Annotated in this window: 24 protein-coding genes; 23 read left to right on the forward strand and 1 reads right to left on the reverse strand. The window is 41.0% G+C overall.

The window, feature by feature from the left end; genetic code table 11:
- Positions 1-124: 124 nt before the first annotated feature.
- The 17 genes from C9J31_RS07775 to C9J31_RS07855 all read left to right on the forward strand — a co-directional run bounded on the left by C9J31_RS07775 (position 125) and on the right by C9J31_RS07855 (position 16,605).
- On the forward strand, positions 125-1,753 hold the full coding sequence (locus C9J31_RS07775) for a long-chain fatty acid--CoA ligase (protein ID WP_107951185.1): 1,629 nt from the start codon (positions 125-127) through the stop codon (positions 1,751-1,753).
- 540 nt (positions 1,754-2,293) lie between these two features.
- Entirely contained in the window at positions 2,294-2,524 is a 231-nt protein-coding gene (locus C9J31_RS07780) for a hypothetical protein (RefSeq protein WP_054768058.1), read from the forward strand.
- A gap of 86 nt (positions 2,525-2,610) precedes the next feature.
- Positions 2,611-3,381: a CheR family methyltransferase gene (locus tag C9J31_RS07785; protein WP_107925108.1), complete on the forward strand. Its 771-nt coding sequence runs from the start codon at positions 2,611-2,613 to the stop codon at positions 3,379-3,381.
- A gap of 356 nt (positions 3,382-3,737) precedes the next feature.
- Positions 3,738-4,919, forward strand: coding sequence for a chorismate synthase (gene aroC / locus C9J31_RS07790; RefSeq protein ID WP_107951184.1), 1,182 nt, complete (start codon positions 3,738-3,740; stop codon positions 4,917-4,919).
- 3 nt (positions 4,920-4,922) lie between these two features.
- A complete protein-coding gene (aroB, locus tag C9J31_RS07795; protein WP_107925110.1) occupies positions 4,923-6,014 on the forward strand; it encodes a 3-dehydroquinate synthase in 1,092 nt (363 codons plus the stop codon).
- Positions 6,011-6,379, forward strand: coding sequence for a chorismate mutase (aroH, locus tag C9J31_RS07800; RefSeq protein ID WP_107951183.1), 369 nt, complete (start codon positions 6,011-6,013; stop codon positions 6,377-6,379). The genes aroB and aroH overlap by 4 nt, the downstream gene beginning before the upstream one ends.
- A gap of 18 nt (positions 6,380-6,397) precedes the next feature.
- Positions 6,398-7,498 (forward strand): histidinol-phosphate transaminase, encoded by a 1,101-nt coding sequence (gene hisC / locus C9J31_RS07805; protein ID WP_107951182.1) that lies wholly within the window; start codon positions 6,398-6,400, stop codon positions 7,496-7,498.
- Entirely contained in the window at positions 7,495-8,592 is a 1,098-nt protein-coding gene (locus C9J31_RS07810) for a prephenate dehydrogenase (RefSeq protein ID WP_107951181.1), read from the forward strand. The genes hisC and C9J31_RS07810 overlap by 4 nt, the downstream gene beginning before the upstream one ends.
- A 102-nt stretch (positions 8,593-8,694) precedes the next feature.
- Positions 8,695-9,984 (forward strand): 3-phosphoshikimate 1-carboxyvinyltransferase, encoded by a 1,290-nt coding sequence (aroA, locus tag C9J31_RS07815; RefSeq protein ID WP_107951180.1) that lies wholly within the window; start codon positions 8,695-8,697, stop codon positions 9,982-9,984.
- Between the two features lie 94 nt (positions 9,985-10,078).
- Entirely contained in the window at positions 10,079-11,347 is a 1,269-nt protein-coding gene (locus tag C9J31_RS07820; RefSeq protein ID WP_107951179.1) for a tetratricopeptide repeat protein, read from the forward strand.
- 14 nt (positions 11,348-11,361) lie between these two features.
- Complete coding sequence (locus tag C9J31_RS07825; protein ID WP_054768035.1) at positions 11,362-11,919, forward strand: ReoY family proteolytic degradation factor; 558 nt, start codon at positions 11,362-11,364, stop codon at positions 11,917-11,919.
- Positions 11,920-12,377: 458 nt separating this feature from the next.
- A complete protein-coding gene (locus tag C9J31_RS07830) occupies positions 12,378-12,827 on the forward strand; it encodes a DUF2487 family protein (RefSeq protein WP_107925115.1) in 450 nt (149 codons plus the stop codon).
- A 156-nt stretch (positions 12,828-12,983) separates the two neighbouring features.
- The gene (locus C9J31_RS07835) at positions 12,984-13,487 is read left to right on the forward strand and encodes a QcrA and Rieske domain-containing protein (protein ID WP_010858821.1); all 504 of its coding nucleotides are present in this window, start codon (positions 12,984-12,986) and stop codon (positions 13,485-13,487) included.
- Between the two features lie 22 nt (positions 13,488-13,509).
- A complete protein-coding gene (gene qcrB / locus C9J31_RS07840) occupies positions 13,510-14,184 on the forward strand; it encodes a menaquinol-cytochrome c reductase cytochrome b subunit (protein WP_010858822.1) in 675 nt (224 codons plus the stop codon).
- Between the two features lie 43 nt (positions 14,185-14,227).
- Positions 14,228-15,025 carry a menaquinol-cytochrome c reductase cytochrome b/c subunit gene (locus tag C9J31_RS07845; RefSeq protein ID WP_107925116.1) on the forward strand — a complete coding sequence of 266 codons (798 nt, stop codon included), beginning with the start codon at positions 14,228-14,230 and terminating at the stop codon, positions 15,023-15,025.
- Positions 15,026-15,272: 247 nt separating this feature from the next.
- Complete coding sequence (gene lhaT, locus C9J31_RS07850; protein ID WP_107951178.1) at positions 15,273-15,869, forward strand: lipoprotein heptaprenylglyceryl N-acetyltransferase LhaT; 597 nt, start codon at positions 15,273-15,275, stop codon at positions 15,867-15,869.
- Between the two features lie 61 nt (positions 15,870-15,930).
- Positions 15,931-16,605 (forward strand): zinc metallopeptidase, encoded by a 675-nt coding sequence (locus tag C9J31_RS07855; protein WP_107951215.1) that lies wholly within the window; start codon positions 15,931-15,933, stop codon positions 16,603-16,605.
- Between the two features lie 131 nt (positions 16,606-16,736).
- On the opposite strand, the gene C9J31_RS07860 is transcribed toward C9J31_RS07855, so the two are convergent.
- Positions 16,737-17,606 (reverse strand): YitT family protein, encoded by an 870-nt coding sequence (locus C9J31_RS07860; protein WP_107951177.1) that lies wholly within the window; start codon positions 17,604-17,606, stop codon positions 16,737-16,739.
- Positions 17,607-17,720: 114 nt separating this feature from the next.
- Between C9J31_RS07860 and C9J31_RS07865 the strand changes: the two genes are divergently transcribed.
- The 6 genes from C9J31_RS07865 (at position 17,721) to C9J31_RS07890 (ending at position 22,870) form a co-directional block, all read left to right on the forward strand.
- Positions 17,721-18,056: a nucleotide pyrophosphohydrolase gene (locus tag C9J31_RS07865; RefSeq protein WP_054768037.1), complete on the forward strand. Its 336-nt coding sequence runs from the start codon at positions 17,721-17,723 to the stop codon at positions 18,054-18,056.
- Entirely contained in the window at positions 18,056-18,853 is a 798-nt protein-coding gene (gene dapB, locus C9J31_RS07870; protein ID WP_107951176.1) for a 4-hydroxy-tetrahydrodipicolinate reductase, read from the forward strand. The genes C9J31_RS07865 and dapB overlap by 1 nt, the downstream gene beginning before the upstream one ends.
- Before the next feature lie 18 nt (positions 18,854-18,871).
- Positions 18,872-19,276 carry a methylglyoxal synthase gene (mgsA, locus tag C9J31_RS07875; RefSeq protein ID WP_054768039.1) on the forward strand — a complete coding sequence of 135 codons (405 nt, stop codon included), beginning with the start codon at positions 18,872-18,874 and terminating at the stop codon, positions 19,274-19,276.
- A 30-nt stretch (positions 19,277-19,306) separates the two neighbouring features.
- The gene (gene bshA, locus C9J31_RS07880) at positions 19,307-20,452 is read left to right on the forward strand and encodes an N-acetyl-alpha-D-glucosaminyl L-malate synthase BshA (RefSeq protein WP_107925118.1); all 1,146 of its coding nucleotides are present in this window, start codon (positions 19,307-19,309) and stop codon (positions 20,450-20,452) included.
- On the forward strand, positions 20,439-21,632 hold the full coding sequence (locus C9J31_RS07885) for a CCA tRNA nucleotidyltransferase (RefSeq protein ID WP_107951175.1): 1,194 nt from the start codon (positions 20,439-20,441) through the stop codon (positions 21,630-21,632). Before bshA ends, C9J31_RS07885 begins: the two co-directional genes overlap by 14 nt.
- A 251-nt stretch (positions 21,633-21,883) precedes the next feature.
- Positions 21,884-22,870, forward strand: a complete 987-nt coding sequence (locus C9J31_RS07890) for a biotin--[acetyl-CoA-carboxylase] ligase (RefSeq protein WP_107925120.1) — start codon at positions 21,884-21,886, stop codon at positions 22,868-22,870.
- The last annotated feature ends 173 nt before the right edge of the window (positions 22,871-23,043 follow it).

A 23,043-nucleotide genomic window follows, 5' to 3' on the forward strand; every position in this document is an offset into this window, starting at 1 on the left:
AGGATTGCTCAGCAGTGGTGATGAAACGTAGAAAGTTCTTAAATCATAAAGAGCTAAAATAATGGTTAGTTGTAGCAATCAGCCTTGGTCGTTTTAAAGTGTATAAACGAAAGGGAGCGATAATATGCATATGATGGACACACCTTTATTATTAACGAGCTTTTTGAACCGAGCAGAACGTTTTTTTCATGCTAAGAAGATTTATTCTCGTACAAGCCCTACAACGACAATGCAAGAGTTTACCTACAAAGAATATGTAAAACGTACACGTAAATTAGCGGCTGCCCTCACAAAACTTGGGATGGCACGTGGCATGAAAGTTGGCACTTTTGCCTGGAACCATCATCGTCATTTAGAGGCTTATTTTGCCGTACCATGTGCTGGGGCAGTTTTGCATATGATTAATATTCGATTGACACCTGAGCATATTGCATATGTCATTAATCATGCAGAAGATGAAATTTTATTAATTGATGATAATTTAGTGCCACTACTGGCGCCGATTGCTGCAAAACTAACAACAGTAAAGCATTTTATAGTAATGGGGGATCATGTAGCGTTAGACAGTGTGCCATTACCGAATGCATTTTCTTATGAGGAATTACTAGCCGAAGCTAGTGATGACTATTCTTTTCCAGAGGATTTAGATGAAAATACACCTGCTGGTATGTGCTATACAAGTGCCACAACTGGAATGCCAAAAGGAGTAGTTTATACACATAGAAGCATTGTGCTCCATAGTATGGCTGCTGGGCTTTCTGATAGCATTGCGATTTGCGAAAATGATGTCGTACTACCTGTTGTGCCAATGTTTCATGCGAATGCATGGGGCTTACCTTTCGCCAGTGTCCTGTTCGGATCGACTCAAGTATTGCCAGGACCAATGTTTACACCGCAGCTTTTACTTGATTTGTTTGAACGGTATAAAGTGACATTAACAGCAGGTGTGCCGACAATTTGGCTAGGTGTATTACAGGAGCAACGTAGTCATCCACGTGATTTAACATCATTGCGCTCGATTGTCTGTGGTGGCTCTGCCTCGCCAATGGGACTCGTGCGTGGCTTTGAGGAGGAGCAGGGGATTCCGTACTATACAGGCTATGGTATGACGGAGACATCACCGCTTGTAAGCTTATCTATTTATTTATCACATATGCAAGACTATTCAAGCGATGAAAAAATGCATGTTCGTGTGACGCAGGGGATTACAGTGCCTCTTATTGAAACGCGAGTTGTTAACGAAAATGGTGAAGTGCCTTGGGACGGTAAAACAATGGGAGAAATTACGATAAGAGGTCCGTGGATAGCGGCGCAATACTATAAGGATGAGCGCACACAAGAAGCCTTTAAGGACGGCTGGCTTTACACCGGTGATATTGCAATAGTAACGCCTGATGGCTATATAAAAATTACCGATCGTACGAAAGACTTAATAAAGAGTGGTGGCGAATGGATTTCATCAGTTGAGCTTGAAAATGCATTGATGTCACATGACAAGGTATTTGAAGCGGCGGTTATCGCCATTCCACATGAAAAATGGCTTGAACGTCCGTTAGCATGTGTTGTGCCGAAGCCGGAGTTCAAAGATACGATTACCAAAGAGGAGCTTCTTGCAAGCTTATGTCAGCACTTCCATAAAACATGGATTCCTGATGATGTTGTCTTTTTAGATGAGGTACCGAAAACATCGGTTGGAAAGTTCATGAAGGTCAAGCTACGTGAGGATTTAAAAGATTTTCGCGTAGAAGTTTAACTTGATTTACGAGTTCTCTAACACTCCAGTAAGCGAGAGAAGGTGGTCGCAACGTCTTGCATCCTTAGGGCTAACGAGTCTGCCTATGCACATATCAGCAATATTCAAATATGGACGCTTTGATGCAATGGTGAAATTGAAGCTGTCCTAAAAGAAAGAATAGTATGCTAGGGGTACACTGGCATGCTATTTTTTGCTATAAGGTGGAGTGCTGAAATGCCAGCCACCGGGGAAGAACTACACGAAAATTAGTAGTGTGCGTGATGTGGAACACAGGCTAACCTCTTCATGTCCTAAGTCAATTCATTTGTGCAACAGGAAAGGTTCACGAAGTGGCAGTAACGCATGTTTTTGTGATTGGCCCGATGCGGCCCGCGCCTTGTCCACGCAAAGCACAGTGGATTTTTACCTCGTATAGGGAAATGGCTATTATTGTATGCAGTACTTGTTAGACAGCCCCTTTTTAGTTTGATATGAAAAATGAAACTATTTATAGTATTTGTCGTATAATTTAGTAGTAGATGGGAGGAAGTGGATGAAATGAGTATAGCTATGGTTGCTATTTTGGGCGGCGTATTGATTGCTTTAGCAGGGATATTTACCGATGCACGAACAAAAGGACAAAAAATTAAATTAAAAACTATTGAAAAAGAAGTGGAGTTAGAAAAGCTAAGATTGGAATCGTATACGCAAGAAACTGAAAAAATGAAACTAGAATTAGAACAATCAAAAGTGTTACTATTAGAAGCAAAGCAAAATTTAACGAAGTAACCTTAATTCAGCGTGAAAGACACTATTTCGATAATGACCATTTTCCGCTATAATGGGAGTACGACGCTAGAGGGGAAGATGACCGGATGTCAGATTATGAACAATTTGTAGAGGGTATAAAGCGCAAAACAGGAATAGATTTAGCGTTATACAAAGAAGCCCAAATGAAAAGACGTTTAACTTCGCTCTATGAGAAAAAGGGTTACCGTAATTTCTTTGATTTTCTTAAAGCACTAGAGCAAGACCGTGATTTAATGAATGAATTTTTAGACCGTATGACGATTAATGTGTCGGAATTTTATCGTAATGGTAAGCGCTGGGAAGTTTTGCAGAAAAAAATATTCCCAAAATTATTACAATCAAATAAACGTTTGAAAATTTGGAGTGCGGCGTGTTCGACTGGAGAGGAACCTTATTCATTGGCAATGGTATTGTCTCAATTAGTGCCATTATCCCAAGTACAAATAATTGCGACTGATTTAGACGAGAACGTCATTCAAAAGGCCAAGCTAGGGGTTTACCCAGAGCGTTCTTTAGCAGAAGTGCCCAAAGATATTCAAGCAAAGTATTTTGAACAAGAAGGAAACTTCTACCGAGTGAAAGATGACATTAAACGTTGCGTAACATTTAAAAAACATAATCTACTCAAAGATAATTACGATTCGCATTATGATTTAATCGTTTGTCGCAATGTGATGATTTACTTTACAGAAGAAGCGAAAGATCAAATTTACGCAAATTTTAGTAAAGCACTGCGTAAGGATGGCATCTTATTCGTAGGCTCAACAGAGCAAATTTTTAATCCATCCCGTTATGAATTTGAAGTAGAGGATACATTCTTCTATCGAAAAAAATAGTAAATAATATGAAAAGCATTCGTACAGTAGACAAGAAGGCGCGTCATGTACATAAATTGCCAAGCATTAGACATAGATGATCGTACGCTTTTCGCTTGTCCTAAGCAAAGAGCGTACGATTTTTATTCTTCGCTACAAAACAACCTTTTTTTAAGCAAATCGTTCAGAATATTCGCATTTAATATAGTGCTATCATATATTTAAAAGATGTGAATATTGTACGCGTCGTAGAAAATCTGAATGGGCTTATGCAGGCTATTTGATTGGTCAGAGATTTGTAAAAGGACTGTTTTTTTAGAGAATATATGTTATAGTGAAAAATACATACTTTAGCGAGTTGAAGGGAGAAAGCGTTTATGCGTTATTTAACAGCAGGAGAATCACACGGACCCCAATTAACAACTATTATTGAGGGCTTACCGTCACTCTTACCAATTACAGCAGAAAAAATTAATCATGATTTAAAACGTCGCCAAGGAGGACATGGCCGCGGTCGTCGTATGCAAATTGAAACAGATACAGTGGAAATTGCAGGTGGCGTTCGTCATGGACAAACACTTGGTTCTCCTGTCGCACTTGTTGTTACAAATGATGATTGGAAGCACTGGACGAAGATTATGGGAGCAGAACCGCTAGCAGAGGATGTCAATCCAGATGATGTGAAACGTCAAATTTCACGTCCACGTCCAGGGCATGCTGATTTAGTCGGGGGCATGAAATACGGCCATCGGGATTTACGAAATATTTTAGAGCGCTCTTCAGCTCGAGAAACAACTGTCCGTGTGGCAGTGGGCGCTGTTGCAAAAGCATTATTAAACGAGCTAGGCATTTCTATCGTGTCACATGTAACAGAAATCGTTGGCATTAAGGCGGATACATCTTTAGTTGAAGGGAAATCGGTAGATGAAATCCGTGCCATTGTTGAAGCAGATCCATGTTACTGCGTTGACCCGGTAGCTTCTGCACAGATGGTAGAGGCAATCGACGAAGCGAAAAAAGCTGGCGATTCCATTGGTGGTATTGTAGAAGTGATTGTAGAAGGCATGCCAGCGGGTGTCGGTTCTTATGTTCATTATGACCGTAAGCTTGATGCAAAATTAGCAGCGGCTATGCTGTCTATTAATGCGTTTAAAGGTGTTGAGTTTGGCATTGGCTTTGAAATGGCACGTCGTAAAGGTTCAGAAGTACATGATGAAATTATCTGGTCAGAGGAAGAAGGCTATCGTCGAGCGACGAATCGTCTTGGAGGCTTAGAGGGCGGTATGTCGACAGGGATGCCAATCGTCGTGCGTGGTGTTATGAAACCAATTCCTACATTATATAAACCATTACAAAGTGTAGATATCGAAACAAAAGAACCATTTAAAGCAAGTGTAGAGCGTTCGGATAGCTGTGCAGTACCAGCAGCATCCGTTGTTGCGGAACATGTTATTGCCTGGGAAATAGCGAATGCGATTATGGACCAATTCCATGGCGATCAATTACCACAATTAAAAGCTCAAATCGACGAGCATCGCCGTTATACAAAGGAGTTTTAATATATGCGTGTACCAGTAGCGACAAAATCGCATCATTATGATGTTGTACTTGGACATGATTTTTTAGCGGAAGCGGTCAAATCATTTGATGATAAACTGCAAAAAGCTGATAAGCTCTTTGTTTTTACGGATGCTAATGTGTGGTCAGCACAGGGGGCATATTTCAAGGCAAATTTCCCATACGACTTTGAAGTTTTTGTACTACCAGCTGGTGAGGCATGTAAAACCTTTGAACAATATTATGCAGCGCAAACTTTCTTATTGGAACAGAAATGTTCACGTAAATCATTTATTTTTGCTTTAGGTGGAGGCGCTGTTGGCGATTTGACAGGCTTTGTTGCTGCGACATTTATGCGTGGTGTGCCATTCATTCAAATTCCAACGACCATTTTAGCCCATGACTCTGCAGTTGGGGGCAAAACGGCGATTAACCACCCGCTCGGCAAAAATATGATTGGTGCTTTTTATCAACCAGAGGGCGTTATTTACGATACAGTTTTTACGGAGACTTTGCCTGAGCGTGAAATCCGTTCAGGAACGGCAGAGGTCATTAAGCACGCAATGATTTCAAATGCAAAATGGCTAGAGGAATTAATGACTGCAGATACAGTTATTCATTTCAGCACAGACGATTTAGCGAAGCAGCTAAAGGCTGGAATAGAAGTAAAGGCGAAAATTGTCTCAGAAGATGAAACCGAGCAATCCGTACGCAAATACTTAAACTTAGGTCATACTTACGGTCATGCTATTGAAGCTGCAGCGGGTTATGGCAAAGTAGCGCATGGCGAAGCCGTAATGATTGGTCTTGTGTACTGCTTATTATTAAGTGAACGCTATGGACAATTAAATCGTGACTTCACAACTTCATTTTTACACTTTGCGTTGAAAAATGGCTATCCATTTGAAGCGGTGAATCACTATTCATTCGAGCAATTAACAGAGTATTTATTAAAAGATAAAAAAGCGGAGTATGGAGTGTTACAATTTGTGCTACTGTCAAAAATTGGAGAACCGTTCGTGCAACCAATTGACCTAACGGAGTGCAAAGAAGTAGATACCGAATTCCGACAGCTATTAGCGGAGGTGCTTGTATGATTCGTGGACTAAGAGGTGCGATTACAATTGAGTCGGACAAGCCAGAACTTGTATGGGATGAGACAGCAAGATTAGTGCGGGAAGTCGTCACAGCAAATAATGTTGAGGTAGATGATATTGCTTCCATTGTCATTTCCACAACGCTTGATATTACATCAGCGTTCCCAGCACGTGCCGTACGATTAATGGAGGGCTGGCAGTATGTTCCCGTGATGTGTACGCATGAAATGGACGTGCCAGGCGCACTCCCATTATGTATTCGTGTATTAATACACGCCAATGTGGAAGTGGCGCAAAAAGATGTACAGCACTTGTATTTAAATGATGCAGTGAAATTAAGACCAGATTTAGCCCAAGCTAAATAATTAGAGGAGATGTTTGAGATGAAATGGAAACAACAATTGGACGGTATGCAAGCGTATAAGCCAGGTAAACCAATTGAAGAAGTACAGCGTGAATTCGGCTTACAAGAAGTCGTAAAATTAGCATCAAATGAAAACCCATTTGGTTGCTCACCAAAGGTAACAGCGTATTTACAAGATAATGCAGTAAATCATGCAATCTACCCAGATGGCTATGCACAAAACTTACGTACAGCTGTAGCAAATTATCTAGGTGTCAAAGAAACACAGCTTCTTTTTGGAAACGGCTCTGATGACATTATTACGATTCTTACTCGTGCTTTGTTGTATCCTGGTGTGAACACAATCATGGCTGATCCATCCTTCTCGCAATACTGGCATAACGCTGACATCGAAGGGGCAGAAGTACGCAAAATTCCGTGTATCAACGGTGCACATGATTTAAATGCTATGGCAGCAGCAATTGATGATAAAACATCTATCGTGTGGGTGTGTAGCCCCAATAATCCAACAGGTGTTGTGATTGCAGATAATGATTTACGTGCGTTTTTAGCCAAAGTTCCAAGTGACGTACTGGTTGTGTTAGATGAAGCCTATATCGAATATGTGACACATCCAGAGCACAAAAACACACTTCCTTTAATCGAAGAGTATCCAAATGTGCTGTTAATGCGTACATTCTCAAAAGCCTATGGTCTTGCTTCCTTCCGAGTGGGCTATGCAATTGGGCAACCTGAAGTAATTGCGAAGCTTGATCCAGTGCGTGCGCCATTTAACAATACCATTTTAAGCCAAGCGGTAGCAGCGATTGCACTGAGCGATCAAGACTATCTTCAAGCTTGCTGTGAGGCAAATGAAAAAGGCAAAAAGCAATACGTTGAATTTTGTGAAAAGCATAATTTAACTTACTACCCATCTGATACGAACTTTATTTTCTTGAATACGAATGCTGATAGCGATATTGTGTTCCATGAGCTTATGAAGCGTGGCTTTATTATCCGTAGTGGAAATGCACTGGGGACGCCAGGTTTTATCCGAGTAACAATCGGTACAGAAGCGCAGAACGAAGCATTACTAAGACATCTTGAAACGGTGTTAAAAGAGCAAGGGGTTTTTGCATGACACGCAAAGTGCTCGTTATTGGGCTAGGCTTAATTGGGGGCTCGATTGCCCTTGCTCTACAAAAAGCGCCAGAAACCAAAATTCTCGGCTATGATATGGATGCTCAAACACGTGAGCATGCCAAGACATTAAAGATTGTCCATGACATTGTAACAGATCCGAAAGATGTCGCAGCAGACGTAGATGTCATCATTTTTGGGACACCCGTCAATGCTACACTGGAGTGGATGGAGCAACTAAAATCATGGCCATTAAAAAATAAAGTAATCGTTACAGATACAGGTAGTACGAAAAAAATGATTATGCAAAAAGCAGGAGAATTACGGGCTCAAGGGATTACGTTTATCGGCGGACACCCAATGGCAGGCTCTCATAAAAGTGGTGTATTAGCTGCGAAGGCGCATCTTTTCGAAAATGCTTATTACATGTTGACGCCACTTGCAGGGGAAGAAATTATTCATATGGCTCAGCTTGAAAGCCTGTTAAAATTTACACATGCCAAAGTCGTCAGTGTATCGGCACGTGAGCACGATCATATGACAGCTGTCGTAAGTCATTTTCCACATGTCATCGCAGCATCTCTCGTACATCAGCTCGGAGAGGAAAATGGAGAGTACCCGATGACACGTTCACTTGCTGCAGGGGGCTTCCGAGATGTGACGCGTATTGCCTCATCTAATCCAGTATTGTGGCGTGATATTACACTACAAAATCGTGATGAGCTAATCGCCCAGTTAGAGGGCTGGCAATCAGAAATGAATCGTGTCAAAGAACTATTGTTAAACGGTAATTCAGACGACATCGAAAACTATTTTGCTGTTGCCAAAGACTTACGGGATGAACTCCCTATTAGCGCTGGTGCCATGTTTACATCGTTTGATTTGTATGTGGATGTTCCTGACTATCCAGGGGTTATTTCTGAGGTGACAGGCATACTAGCTGATGAAGCCATCAGTATTACAAACCTGCGTATCGTTGAATCTCGTGAAGATGTCTTCGGGATACTTGTCATTAGCTTACAAAGTGAAAGTGACCGTGAACGTGCTGCAGCTTGTATTCAAAAACGTGCAAATTTTGAAACATATATTTCATAGATAAAGAAAATCGCGTTGCTGTCATAGCGCCGAATGTCTAGCAAAAGAGAAAGCGTCGATGTATCGGCGCTTTCTATCTTCATATGGAGGGGAGAAATTACTATGAGTGAAAAAGTATTACAATATCATAAACCATCCTTACAAGGGATACTAACGATTCCTGGAGATAAATCCGTGTCACACCGTTCTGTGATGTTTGGCTCAATCGCAACTGGAAAAACGACGGTTGATGGTTTTTTACTTGGAGAGGATTGTTTAAGTACAATTGATTGCTTCCGCAAGCTTGGCGTGAAGATTGATGTAGATGGGACAAATGTGACGATTGACAGTGCTGGTATGGACGCATGGCAGGAGTCGACAGAGGTATTATATACAGGAAACTCTGGGACAACAACACGTTTGATGCTTGGTATTCTAGCTGGCTCCAATGTACATACAGTGATGACAGGAGACGCATCGATTGGCAAACGCCCTATGCGTCGTGTTATTGACCCACTACGTCAAATGGGGGCGCATATTACTGGCCGTGCAAATGGACAATTTACACCACTAGCGATTCAAGGAACGAAGTTGCAAGCAATTGACTATCAAATGCCTGTTGCTAGTGCGCAGGTGAAATCGGCTATTTTACTAGCAGGGTTACGAGCAGAAGGTACAACCATTGTGCGTGAATCGGAAGTGTCACGTGACCACACCGAGCGTATGTTACGTCAATTTGGCGCACAGGTAGATGTGGCGGATGGTGTTGTGTCGTTTAAGGGAGGGCAAACTCTGACAGGTACACATGTTTCTGTACCAGGTGATATATCTTCTGCGGCCTTTTTCTTAGTAGCCGGTGCTATTTGTAAAGGTAGTCGTATCGTGTTAGAAAATGTCGGCGTCAATCCGACCCGCGACGGCATCATTGAGGTTCTACAAAATATGGGAGCTTCCATGACGCTAGCGCATAATGATGATGGTCAAGCAGAGCCGACAGCAACGATTACGATTGCAACGTCTACTTTGAAGGGGACGACGATTGAGGGGGACATTATTCCACGTCTCATCGATGAAATTCCTATACTGGCGTTATTAGCGACACAGGCACATGGCAAAACGATTATAAAAGATGCCGAGGAGTTAAAAGTAAAGGAAACAGATCGTATTACCGCGGTAGTAGATGAGTTGAAAAAATTAGGGGCTACAATTGAGGCAACAGCAGACGGCATGGTGATCGAGGGTCCTACGCCATTACGAGGGGCAAGCCTAAAAACCTATGGTGACCACCGTATTGGTATGATGGGGGCTGTCGCAGCGCTAATGACCGATGGAGCCGTGACATTAGATGATGCACAATGTATTGCAGTTTCTTATCCGACGTTTTTCGAGCATGTTGAGACAGTGACACAGTGAACAACACAAGGCTCTCCAATTCTTTTGGGGAGTTTTTTCTTGTTTCGGAAGAGAATGTTTTGTAGCATAAAGGTATAAACGAAAGAATAGGTGAATGACTGTGAACAATGCGATGACTGAAATACTGCAAGCACTTGAGCAAGGGGATTTAGCTTTAATCGATCAGCTGCTTGAAACATTTTTAACAAAGGAACTGCCAGAAGAAACTTACGCACTTGCGGAAGTATTTATGCAATACGGCTACATGAAAGAAGCAGACCGTGTACTAGAGCATTTACAATTTTTATTCCCAGAAGAAGCACAGTTAAAAATTGATCGTGCAAATGTCTTAATGGAGCTTGGTGATGAGGACGCCGCATTAGATTTATTATTAGAAGTAGAAGATACGTCTCCAGAATACCCACAGGCATTATTAGTATTAGCGGATTACTATCAAATGCAGGGGTTGTTTGAAGTGGCTGAAAAGCGCATTAATGAAGCACTAGCCATATTACCTGATGAGCCACTTTTACAATTTGCTAAAGCAGAGCTATTGTTTGAAACAGGTCGTTTTCTCGAGGCAGCACGCCTTTACGAGGAGTTGCACGAGCTACAAGAGGAGTTTGCTGGTGTAAGTCTTGTTGAGCGACTGGCTGAGGTATATCGTGCAGGGGCTGCCTATGAAACTGCTTTAGATTATTATTTAGCTGCTCTTGAGCATGAAGTAAAGCCAGATGTATTATTTGGTGCAGCCTATTCAGCGTTCCAATCGCAAAAATATGAAATGGCTATTAAGCAATTAGAGGAGTTAAAAGAATTAGATCCAGATTATTTCTCAGCCTATTTATTACTGGCAGAAAGCTATGCCATGTCAGAGGATAATACAAAGGCCTATGCGGCCATTAAAGAAGGATTAAAGCGTGACGAGTACGATAAATCACTGTTCTTATTTGCTGGTAAAATGGCATTGAAAAATGGTCTTTCAGATGAAGCCGAAAATTATTTACGTGAGGCGATTGCATTAGATCCTGAATACATGGAGGCAGTGCTAGCGCTGATTTCTGTTTTCACACAGCAAGAACGGAATGAGGATGTTATTGAGTTATTTGAAACATTACAACAAAATGATTTTGAATGGTCAACATTATACCCATTCGCAGCGGATGCATATGCAAATTTAGAATTGTACGACCGTGCATACGAATTTTATCGTTTGGCATATACTGATTTTAAGGAAGACGCAGCATTTTTAGAAAAATATGTTTATTTCTTATTAGAAGAAGGCAAGCGTTCGGAAGCAAAAGAGGTACTTAGTCAATTAATAAGCGTTCAACCTAGCGAACCAGAGTGGCAAGAGAAGTTAGAAAGCTTAGAATTTGAGTAAAGGAGGGAGTGGGTATGACTGCTTCTGTATCAGTTGTCGATAAAAAAGCATTTGTTCGATGGTTTTTAAAAAATTATCAATTGAAACGGCGTGAGTGTGTATGGATTTTAAACTACTTATTAAGTAATGATGAGTTGTTAAAGCGAATACGATTTGTCGAAGAAGCGCACTATTGTCCGAGGGCGATGGTGATGTCTACAGTTGATTCAACTGGGGTGCCATTTCGTTTTTACAAAGGCAATGTGATGACAGCAGATGCTGAGAAATCTTTCCATGATTTACGCTTACATGAACATGATGATATGTATATACAATTGAATTTTCCAAATATACCACCGAGTGCACAATACTTAGCAGTTCTTGAAGAAAACCCTTATATGCCAGAAACACTGATTGTTAATGAAAAAGATCGTTTACTGGCGGAAGAGCTGCTTTCAAACAGCTTACTCGTATTCCAAGAAGAAAAATTACTCGCACAAATTGATGAAGCCCTAGACCAAGGCGACGAAGAACGCTTTTATGAATTGTCAAATTTGTTACAAGTTTTAAAAGAAACGGCTAATCAACGCTAATCATTTGTTTTTAGGGAAAAATTGAATGTCCTTTATCTACTTCTATATGGTAACATGACTAGTGAATGATTGTTTTCACTTTTTATTGGTTATCCTATTCATGGAGTGGAGAAGGACATTTTTTTATGTTGATTTAGTAACCAGGCACTTACTTTAGTAAATGGGTGACAGGAGAGCGGTAATAGCCTTTTGTTTGGGAGTGTGTAAAACGTTTACTGAATGAATAAAGTCACCGACGCATTTACGGATTTTAAAGGAAACACAATCGGGGTTAGTCTAGTGTTGTATTCATACGACTACGATTCACTGACCTCCATTGGTAAAAATGCCACGTCCTGTGGCTGTAATGAATTGACCGACGCCATGTCGGCCCTCATGCAAGCCTAAGCATTATTCAAAATCTGGACGTAATTATGCCGAGGCGTAAGTGGTGTAGCAAAATGAGGAGGGTTTTTGGGATGTATTTTAATGCAAACGATGTGACATCGTTTATGGCGCAGAAGGAATTTATTGATACAGCGATTATACCGCTCGTAGCCATTGATTTAACGAATGAAAAAATGAAACAAAGTGGTGCCGAGGCGGATTTTTTATTATCGCTCACTGCTTTTATCGAGCAACAATTTAAAGGCCGTTTGCTTGTCATGCCACCATTTTCGTATAGTACTACGTTGAAAGATGAGGCAATGCCAGCGCAATTAGCGGCACAATTACATAATGCTGGTTTTAAGCATGTGTTCTTCATTACTTGTGACCATTTCTGGACAAATAGTGGAGATGAAGTAAATGTCATTTGGCTACCAGCCATTCCGCTAGAATCAATGGATAAAGGCGTGAAAAACTCCATTCTCGAAGATCAATTACGACAAGTAATCCCGGTATTTTCGACTAAATGGGCACAGATTTAACAATTTGTTTCAATAAATGTTCACATTCTCCAGCTTTCCACAGAATGCTATATTGACCAAGCTATGGACTTGATATATCATAGATATGTCCTAGTATTACTATTTGTAAAAAGTATGTCCGTTGGACTGACCTTTAAAGTTAGAGGGGGGAAAAGGATGAGTAACAATCGAGTTTCACGTCGTCAATTTCTTAGTTATACACTTACAGGTGTAGGCGGATTTATGGCGGCAGGTATGCTGATGCCGATGGTTCGTTTTGCGTTAGACCCAGTGTTACAAAAACACGCAGGTGGGGATTTCGTCTTAACAGAACAAAAAATCGCTGACATCACTGAAGAGCCTATTAAAGTTGACTTCACATTTGAACAAGTTGACGCATGGTACAAATCTGATGTTACAAACGCTGCATGGGTTTATAAAAGCGGTGACGAAATAATTGCTTTATCACCAGTTTGTAAGCATTTAGGTTGTACAGTAAACTGGGCGGGCGATACAGCACACCCAGATCAATTCTTCTGTCCTTGTCACGCTGGGCGTTACGAGAAAAACGGAAAGAACATTGCAGGTACACCACCTCTAGGTCCGTTGGATGAATTTGAAGTACAAGAAAAAGATGGTTATTTAATGATTGGTCCATCAAGAGCAAATACTCTAGTTTAATTTGTAAGGGGGTACGAAATCAGTGCTAAACAAAATTTATGATTGGGTCGATGAACGATTAGATATTACACCGATTTGGCGTGATATTGCCGACCACGAAGTGCCAGAGCACGTTAACCCTGCACACCATTTCTCAGCATTCGTTTACTGCTTTGGTGGATTAACATTCTTCATCACAGTAATTCAAATTCTTTCTGGTATGTTCTTAACAATGTATTATGTACCAGATATCGAAAATGCTTGGAAATCAGTTTACTATCTACAAAACGAAGTAGCATTCGGTGAAATCGTACGCGGTATGCACCACTGGGGAGCTTCATTAGTTATCGTAATGATGTTCTTACACACACTTCGTGTATTCTTCACAGGTTCATATAAGAAACCTCGTGAGTTAAACTGGATGGTTGGTGTAGGTATTTTTGGTGTAATGATTGGTCTTGGTTTCACAGGCTACTTATTACCATGGGATATGAAAGCATTATTCGCTACTAAAGTAGGTATCGAAATTGCCGCATCTGTACCGTTTATCGGTCAAATGATTAAAGTATTATTAGCGGGTGACGCAACGATTATCGGTGCACAAACGTTAACACGATTCTTTGCGATTCATGTATTCTTCTTACCTGCAGTATTGTTTGGGTTACTTGCAGCACACTTTATCATGATTCGTCGTCAAGGAATTTCTGGACCGTTGTGATTTACACTTGACGGTTCGATGACTTTTTAAAGGAGGGGACACTATGCATCGCGGAAAAGGAATGAAATTTGTCGGCGATTCTCGTATTAAAGCGAATCACAGAATGCCGAACGTTCCAAAAGATTATTCCGAATACCCAGGTAAAACAGAAGCTTTCTGGCCAAACTTCTTGCTTAAAGAGTGGATGGTCGGTGCTGTTTTCTTAATTGGTTATTTATTGTTAACTGTCGCTCACCCGTCTCCACTTGAGGGACAGGCTGACCCGACAAATACAGCTTATATTCCATTACCGGACTGGTACTTCTTATTCGTGTACCAATTATTAAAATACACATATGCTTCTGGTCCATACAATGTAATCGGAGCAATTGTTATGCCGGGTATTGCGTTCATGGCGCTTTTATTAATGCCGTTTTTAGATACGACTCCAGAACGTCGTCCATCTAAACGTCCATTACCAACAGCGTTTATGTTATTAACACTAGCTTCAATGTTCTATTTAACTTGGGAATCAGTAGTGAACCATGACTGGGAAGCTTCTAAAAAACAAGGTGAAATTAAAGAAGAAGTTGAAGTTGTTATTGATGAATCACTGCCAGGTTTTGCAATCTGGAATGGTGATACTGGTGAACAGGCTAAATCTTGTATTGCTTGTCATGCTGCTGACTTAAAAGGAGGTCCAGCTGCGCCAGCGTTAGCTGGTAACCAATTAACTGCTGAAGAAGTAGAAGATATTATCCATAATGGTCGTGGCGCAATGCCTGCTGGTCAATTTGCAGGTACTGATGAAGAGGCTAAACAATTAGCTGAATTTATTGCAAGCTTAAAACCTGCAGAATAACATTAGTTTGAAAGAGTCAGGAAACTGGCTCTTTTTTTCTAGCTTTTTCGCAGGTTTTAACTGTAATCATGATTGCAAGTGAAGAACTGTTTGAATTTGACGTGATTTAGGAGAAGGTGTCGAAAAACGTATTTATTACCTTTTTGTCAACAAAGAGACATAGCGCAAGTAACTCACTCCAATGAATACATAATTATAAGGAAAAAAGACATCTTAGTTAAAGACGGACAGTAAAGGAGTTTTATTTATGCAAATTACACGTGCAAACATCTGGTATCTCCTTACGCATAAATCATTTTTAATATTATTACTAGTCATTAATCTATTAGGAACAATTTACGGCTATTATTGGTATGGCTGGCAACTTGCCATCACGGAGCCTATTTTTTGTATTTTTGTACCGGACAGTCCGACTGCCAGTTTGTTTTTTTGCTTTGTCTTAGCTGCGTGGATTGTAGGCAAAAGTTGGCCACTCATGGAAGTATTAGCGCTTGTAACATTGGTGAAATACGGTTTATGGGCAGATGTTATGAACATTTGGACATTGGTTGAAACAGGCTCTATTGGCTGGCAGGGCTGGATGCTTGTCGGTTCACATTTTGCGATGGCCGTACAGGCCGTGCTTTACATTGGCAAGTATGTATTTACATATTGGCATATCGCTGTAGCCGCTGTATGGACTTTGCATAATGATGTGATTGACTATGTTTTTGGACAAATGCCGATGTATCGAGATTTAGCAGACTATACAAACTATATTGGCTATTTTACATTTTGGTTATCCATCGCTTGTATTTTTCTTGCCTTTTTCTCAATGAGGTGGCGCAAATATTTGCCGAATTAGGTAAATGTCTATAGAATTATAGTATCGAGTTAGAAAGGGGTTAAAAAAATTGTCAACAACTATGTATATTGTTTATTTTGCGATTATACTAATACTGCCACTGTACGCACAGATGAAAGTAAAAGGTACGTATAAAAAGTTCGCAAAGGAACGTACAATGAAGGGACAAACGGGTGCAGAGGTAGCGCGTGCGATTTTAGATGCGAACGGCTTATATGATGTGCGCGTTGTGCCAACACAAGGTGTATTATCTGATCACTATAATCCGGCAACAAAAACAGTTGCGTTATCGGAAAGTAACTTTTATGAAGCGAGTGTTGCGGGAGCGGCAGTTGCTGCCCACGAGGTAGGCCACGCTATCCAACATAAAGAAGCATATTCAATGCTTACATTGCGTAGTAAGCTTGTACCAGTAGCAAACATTTCTTCAAATGCTTCTTGGATTTTTGTGATGATTGGTATTTTTGCAAGTAGTTCGAATATGTTGCTTTTAGGGATTGTATTATTAGCAGCTGGGGTAGTATTCCAATTAGTGACATTGCCAGTTGAGTTCGATGCGTCGAAGCGGGCACTTGTGCAAATGAATTCACTAGGAATTATTACAAACGAAGAAGAACGCCCAGCACGTAAAGTGTTAAGTGCCGCAGCATTAACATATGTTGCCGCAGCAGCAGTAGCTGTATTAGAATTATTACGTTTGATTTTAATCTTTACTGGTATGCGAAGCGATGACTAATTAAAAAGCTTGCTATAGTGGATATTGCCACTATAGCGAGTTTTTTTCTTTCACAAATAGGTGCAACTAAATAATCCTCCGGGCTATGAAAAAATACCCGCTGATGGTTAAGCGGATAGTGGATATTGTGATTAGTGGATGGGTTGTTTTTGGTCGTCCAGTGTAAAGCCTTCGCCAGTTACATCTCGCACTTCCGAAATAGATACAAAGGCGTGAGGATCCAATTCGTGAATAATAGATTTCAAGCGTACAACCTCATTGCGCCCGACAACACAATACAGCACTTCTTTTGGCTGCTTTGTAAAGTGACCATGACCTTCTAAGACCGTGACGCCACGTTCCATACGAAGTGCAATCAAATCTGCTATAGCACTAGACTTTTCAGAAATTATTAATGCGCCGCGCGCTGCATATGCCCCGTCCTGTACAAAATCGATGACGCGTGCACCGACAAATACGGCAACTAGTGTATACATCATAGAGCGTGCATCTAAAAATGTTAGCCATGACAGTAAAATCACGATAGCATCGAACATAAACATTGTTTTACCCATGCTCCAACCAAAATATTTATGGGCGAGTCGTGCTAAAATATCTACACCACCAGTTGTACCGCCAAAGCGGAATACGATACCGAGACCGAGTCCGACAAAGACCCCAGCAAAAAGAGCAACAAGGAATAAATCATCCTCTAAGTGAATGGTGTATTGGTATTTTTGAAAAATTTTCAGGAACATAGATACAGAAATTGTTCCGATCATGGTATAAATAAATGCTTTTTTTCCGAGTAGTCGCCAGCCGAGAATAAACATGGGAATATTCAACAGTAAATTCAGTAATGCAGGATCCCAACCTACTGTAAAATAAAGCACAAGGGTAATCCCACTAAAACCTCCTTCACCTAGCTGATTTTGCATATTAAAGTGTACAAAGCCAAAGCTAAAAATTGCAGCTCCGAGCATTATTGCGATGATATTGCGTATTTTGATCTGTTTAAGCATAAGACCTCCTGGCGTTCAAACAAATGAAGTAGTGGATTCTATTATCTGTCATTTTATTGTTTTTGACAACAATGGTGTAAATTTTATACGATGGAGGTAGGAGTGTGATTATCGATGACAGAGCAAGTTACAATGCAAGCTTTACAAAAACGTGTGGATGATTATATTGGACAGTTTAAAGAAGGCTATTTCCCACCATTTGAATTACTGGCACGTTTAACGGAAGAGCTTGGTGAATTGTCACGTGAAGTACAGGATGTTTATGGACAAAAGAAGAAAAAGAGCACCGAAGAGGTGAATAGCATAGAGGAAGAATTAGGCGACTTTTTCTTTGTTTTAGTATGCTTTGCCAATGCACAGGGCATTAATTTGGATGAAGCGCTTCTACGTGTCATACATAAATTTGAAACGAGAGATAAGGGTCGCTGGACAAGAAAGGATGAAGAATAATGTCGATTCGTGTAGCAATTGCAGGACCAAGAGGAAAAATGGGAGCTGAAGCTGTACATACAGTCATGAAACATGACAAAATGGAATTAGTAGCTGTACTAGATTATAAAGAAGTAGGCGCAACATTAGCAGAATTAGATATGTTCCCAGCGAGTTATACAGCACCAATATTTACAGATATGCATGAACTTGTAGAAGTGACTGCTCCAGATGTACTAGTGGACTTAACGAATCCACATGCAGTATATCAACATACAAAAGAGGCATTGAATTTAAGTGTACGTCCTGTTATCGGAACAACAGGCTTTACAGATGCGCAACTAGAGGAATTATCAGCACTTGCCAAAGAAAAGGAGTTAGGCTGTATTATTGCACCTAACTTTGCGATTGGTGCCATCCTGATGATGAAATTTGCCAAGGAAGCGGCAAAATACTTACCTGATGTAGAAATTATTGAAATGCATCATGATCAAAAACTAGATGCCCCGTCTGGTACTGCTGTTAAAACGGCCCAAATGATTCAAGAGGTGCGAAGTCAAAAAGCGCAAGGTCATCCAGAGGAGAAAGAAACACTTGAAGGTGCAAGAGGCGCTGATTTTGATGGCATGCGTATCCACTCTGTTCGTTTACCAGGCTTAGTGGCACATCAGCAGGTATTATTTGGTGGTGACGGTCAACTACTAACAATTCGTCATGACTCACTAAATCGCAATTCCTTCATGTCAGGCGTCGCATTTTGTGTAGAAGAGGTCATGAAAATGGATCAGCTTGTTTATGGTTTAGAAAACATCATCTAAAGATTGGATGGAAAAATTATGAAAATCGCACTAATCGCACACGATCGTAAGAAAGATAATTTAGTACAGTTTGCTATTGCTTACAAAGATATTTTACTGGAGCACACGCTATATGCTACAGGTACTACAGGGCAACGTGTCATTGAAGCCACAGGTTTAGAGATCGCACGTTTTCGCTCAGGTCCACTTGGTGGGGACCAACAAATTGGCGCAATGATTGCCAATAATGATATGGACATGGTTATTTTCTTCCGTGATCCATTAACAGCACAACCACATGAGCCAGATGTTTCTGCACTTATTCGTCTTTGTGATGTTTACCAAGTGCCACTGGCAACAAATATGGGTACTGCGGAAATATTACTAAAAGGCCTGCAAGAGGGTTTTGTGGATTGGAGACTGATTCAAGAAAGACGAGACTAAAAGACGTGATTCAGAAAGGATGATAATCGAATGAGAAAGCTTAAAATTGGCATTACCTGTTATCCAACAGTTGGAGGCTCTGGTGTTATCGCAACAGAATTAGGAAAAATGCTTGCAGAGAGAGGACACGAAATTCATTTCATCACCTCGAGCGTACCATTTCGATTGAATAAAATTTATCCAACCGTCTTTTTCCATGAAGTAGAAGTGAACAATTATTCCGTTTTTCAGTATTCACCCTATGACATTGCCTTAGCGAGTAAAATGGCAGACGTAATTAAAGATGAAGGGCTAGATGTGCTACATGTGCATTATGCAATACCACATGCAGTTTGTGCGGTGCTAGCGCGTGAAATGAGTGGGCAAAATATTGGTATCGTGACAACATTGCACGGCACAGATATTTCGGTGCTTGGCCAGGATTCAACACTTTCTCAGGCGATCCGATACGGTATTGATAAGTCAGATGTAGTAACAGCAGTATCAGAGGCATTAAAAGAACAAACTTATGATCTCATTGATACTGTGAAGCCAATTGACACAATTTATAACTTCGTTGATGAGCGTGAATATCGTCCACTTGACCCAGGAAATTTAAAAGCACAGTTTGGTATTCAGGCTGATGAAAAAGTCATTATTCACGTTTCTAACTTCCGCAAAATTAAAAACCTCCCGCATGTTGTGGATGCCTTTATGAAAATCCGCGCGAACATGAAAGCAAAGCTATTATTAGTAGGGGATGGCCCAGAAAAGCATCGTGTTATGGATCAAGTGAAGGGAAGTCCGTATGTCAAAGACGTCCTGTTTTTAGGCAAGCAAGAAAACTTAGCTGAATTGTATTCTATTAGTGACCTTAAACTATTACTTTCACAGCAAGAGTCGTTTGGTCTGGTACTACTAGAAGCAATGGCTTGTGGTGTGCCATGTATCGGTTCAGCCGTTGGTGGAATTCCAGAAGTCATTGATCATGGTGTGGATGGTTATTTAGTGGAACAAGGCGATACAGATGCCGTAGCAGAGTATGCCGTCAATTTATTGAATGATGAACAACAATTACAAAATTTCCGTGAAGCGGCTATGCGTGCTGTTAATGAAAAATTCCACTCATCCAAGATTGTCGAGCAGTATGAAAAATTGTACGAGAAGGTTGCGGAAAAAAATCATGCAAAACAATAAAGAATGGCAGGCAGCCTTCTTTGTCATTGAACAATTAGAGGAGGCTGGGTTTGAAGCAGTTGTCGTTGGGGGTGCAGTACGAGATGCATTACTGGATCGACCTGTACATGATGTTGACGTAGCGACAAATGCCTTGCCAGAAGAAGTGAAGGCTGTTTTTAAACGAACAGTGGATATTGGTATTCAGCATGGTACAGTGCTTGTCATCGTGCCAGCTGCTCCTGTTGAAGTAACGACATATCGAACCGATGGTGAATATACTGATCATCGCAGACCTGAGGCCGTGCATTTTGTACGTTCTCTGAAAGAAGATTTACAGCGCCGAGACTTTACGATGAATGCCATTGCCATGCGTCGTGATGGATCTCTGGTCGATTATTACGGTGGGCAACAGGATATTGAAGCGCGTGTAATCCGGGCAGTAGGTGAGGCGCAGGTGCGCTTTGCAGAAGATGCTCTACGAATGCTACGGGCTGTGCGTTTTTCTGCACAGCTTGGCTTTTCAATTGAAGAAACGACTTTACAGGCGATGCAGGCCAAGGCGGCTGATATTGCTTTTATAGCCAAAGAACGTCTCAAGGCCGAACTCGATAAACTTTGGGTTGGAAAAGATGTTTATAATGGTATAAAGAAGCTTCAGGAAAGTGATTTGGCTGTATTTTTAACTGGAGACTTTCACGCAGAAAATTGGCGTGGCTTTTGTGTTCAAAATAAGCTATTTGGTTGGGCGTATTTTGCCCTTTCGCAAGGTGAAAAATGGCCAGACGTGTTGCGTAGCTATCGTTTATCAAATAAAGAAATGGCGTTTGTAAAGTCGGCTTTAGCGGCTTTTCATGCGTTCGAAAGCGGTTGGACCAATCTGGACTATTTTACGTTTAGGGAAGAAGAGCTTGAGGCAGCCCGTTACTTTGCTGAGTTTAGGCAGCTTGACGTTCCTATGCCACAAGAAAGTATTCAGGAGGCGCAGGCAAAGTTGCCTATCCGACAACGACAAGAGATTGTGGTAAATGGCATGGATTTGTTAAAATGGTCTGGACAAAAACGTGGCCCATGGGTAAAAGAGGCTTTGCAGTCCATGCTTGAAGCGGTTGTCAGCGGTGAGCTCCAAAATGAGCGACAGCAGATAAAACATTGGATTGAACAGACATATATCCATAAAGGGGAAAACCCTAATAACTAATTGTAGCAGGTGATCCAATTAACATGCGTTAGTAGCAGCATGGCAATGGTCACTTGCTTTTTTTATGGAGTAAAGCCGAAACTGCATAGTCTGATTATGCATCGCTTATAGCTAGTTATTGTGCTTGAAAGTGATTTTTGAAGACGTTATGTGGTCAATTGTCGCAATTTACAGTATGATAAATACTAATAAAGCGATGTTTTCACAGCAACTAAACGATTCGTACATTATACTAAAGGATTGATTTGCGCATGAGTATGTCCATGAAAGATGAAATTTTAAAAAGATTATTAGCTGCGAACGGTGAGGCCGTTTCGGGTCAAGAGTTAGCGGATACACTAGGTGTATCACGTACAGCTATTTGGAAGCATATGCAGACATTGCAAGAGGAAGGTTACATATTTGAAACGGTAAAGAAAAAGGGCTATGTGTTAACGGGTGTGCCAAATAGTTTAAGCCCTACACAAATTGAACTTTTTCTAAATACAAAGCGCTTTGGTCGAGAAATTCACCATTTTGATGTGGTCGATTCTACGCAGACTATTGCTCATAAGCTTGCACAGGAAGGCGCTCCGGATGGCACAATTGTTATCGGAGAAGAGCAAACAGCCGGGCGTGGCCGTATGGCAAGACCATGGGAATCTGCACATGGTACAGGCATTTGGATGACTATTATTGTGCGACCCGATGTTTCACCACAGCAAGCATCCTCATTTACACTTGTGGTGGCGGTTGCCGTCACAATGGCCATTAAAACATTGTATAAAAACGTAGAGCCCGCTATTAAATGGCCGAATGATTTACTCATTAATGGTAAAAAATGTACCGGTATTTTAACGGAGATGCAAGCAGAAGCGGACCTTGTTCAAGCATTACTCGTGGGAGTCGGTATTAATGCCAATCAAGTAGAAACGGATTTCTCTGCAGACATTTCAGACATTGCGACATCGTTACGATTGGAAGCGGGCGAAGAAATTAACCGCGCTGCACTTGTTGCTACAATTCTACAGTACTTAGAGCAATTCACAGATTTGTTTGTCCACGAAGGTTTTGCTAGCATTAAAAGGCTATGGGAAGAATTGTCGTGCACCATTGGGCAACGCATCGAAGTGACGACTATCCGGGAACGCTTTGAGGGTGTTGCTAGTGGCATTACTGAAGATGGTGTGTTAGAGCTAACACTAAACGATGGCACAGTTCGAACAATTTATTCTGGAGATATAAAAATTTTATCATAGTAAAAGCTGCGAGGGCGACTTACGCCCCGCAGCTTTTGTTTTTGATGATTAACATGTCTGGCTAACAGCGACATTGCAGAATCGACTGACAATAAAGGCAGTTTTATCGGCGATAATGCAAGTTCAATCAGCGATTTAGCAGGATTTATTAGCGATAATGCAGGTTCTACCGG

This window comes from Lysinibacillus parviboronicapiens (assembly GCF_003049605.2).
Taxonomy (GTDB): Bacteria; Bacillota; Bacilli; order Bacillales_A; family Planococcaceae; genus Lysinibacillus; species Lysinibacillus parviboronicapiens.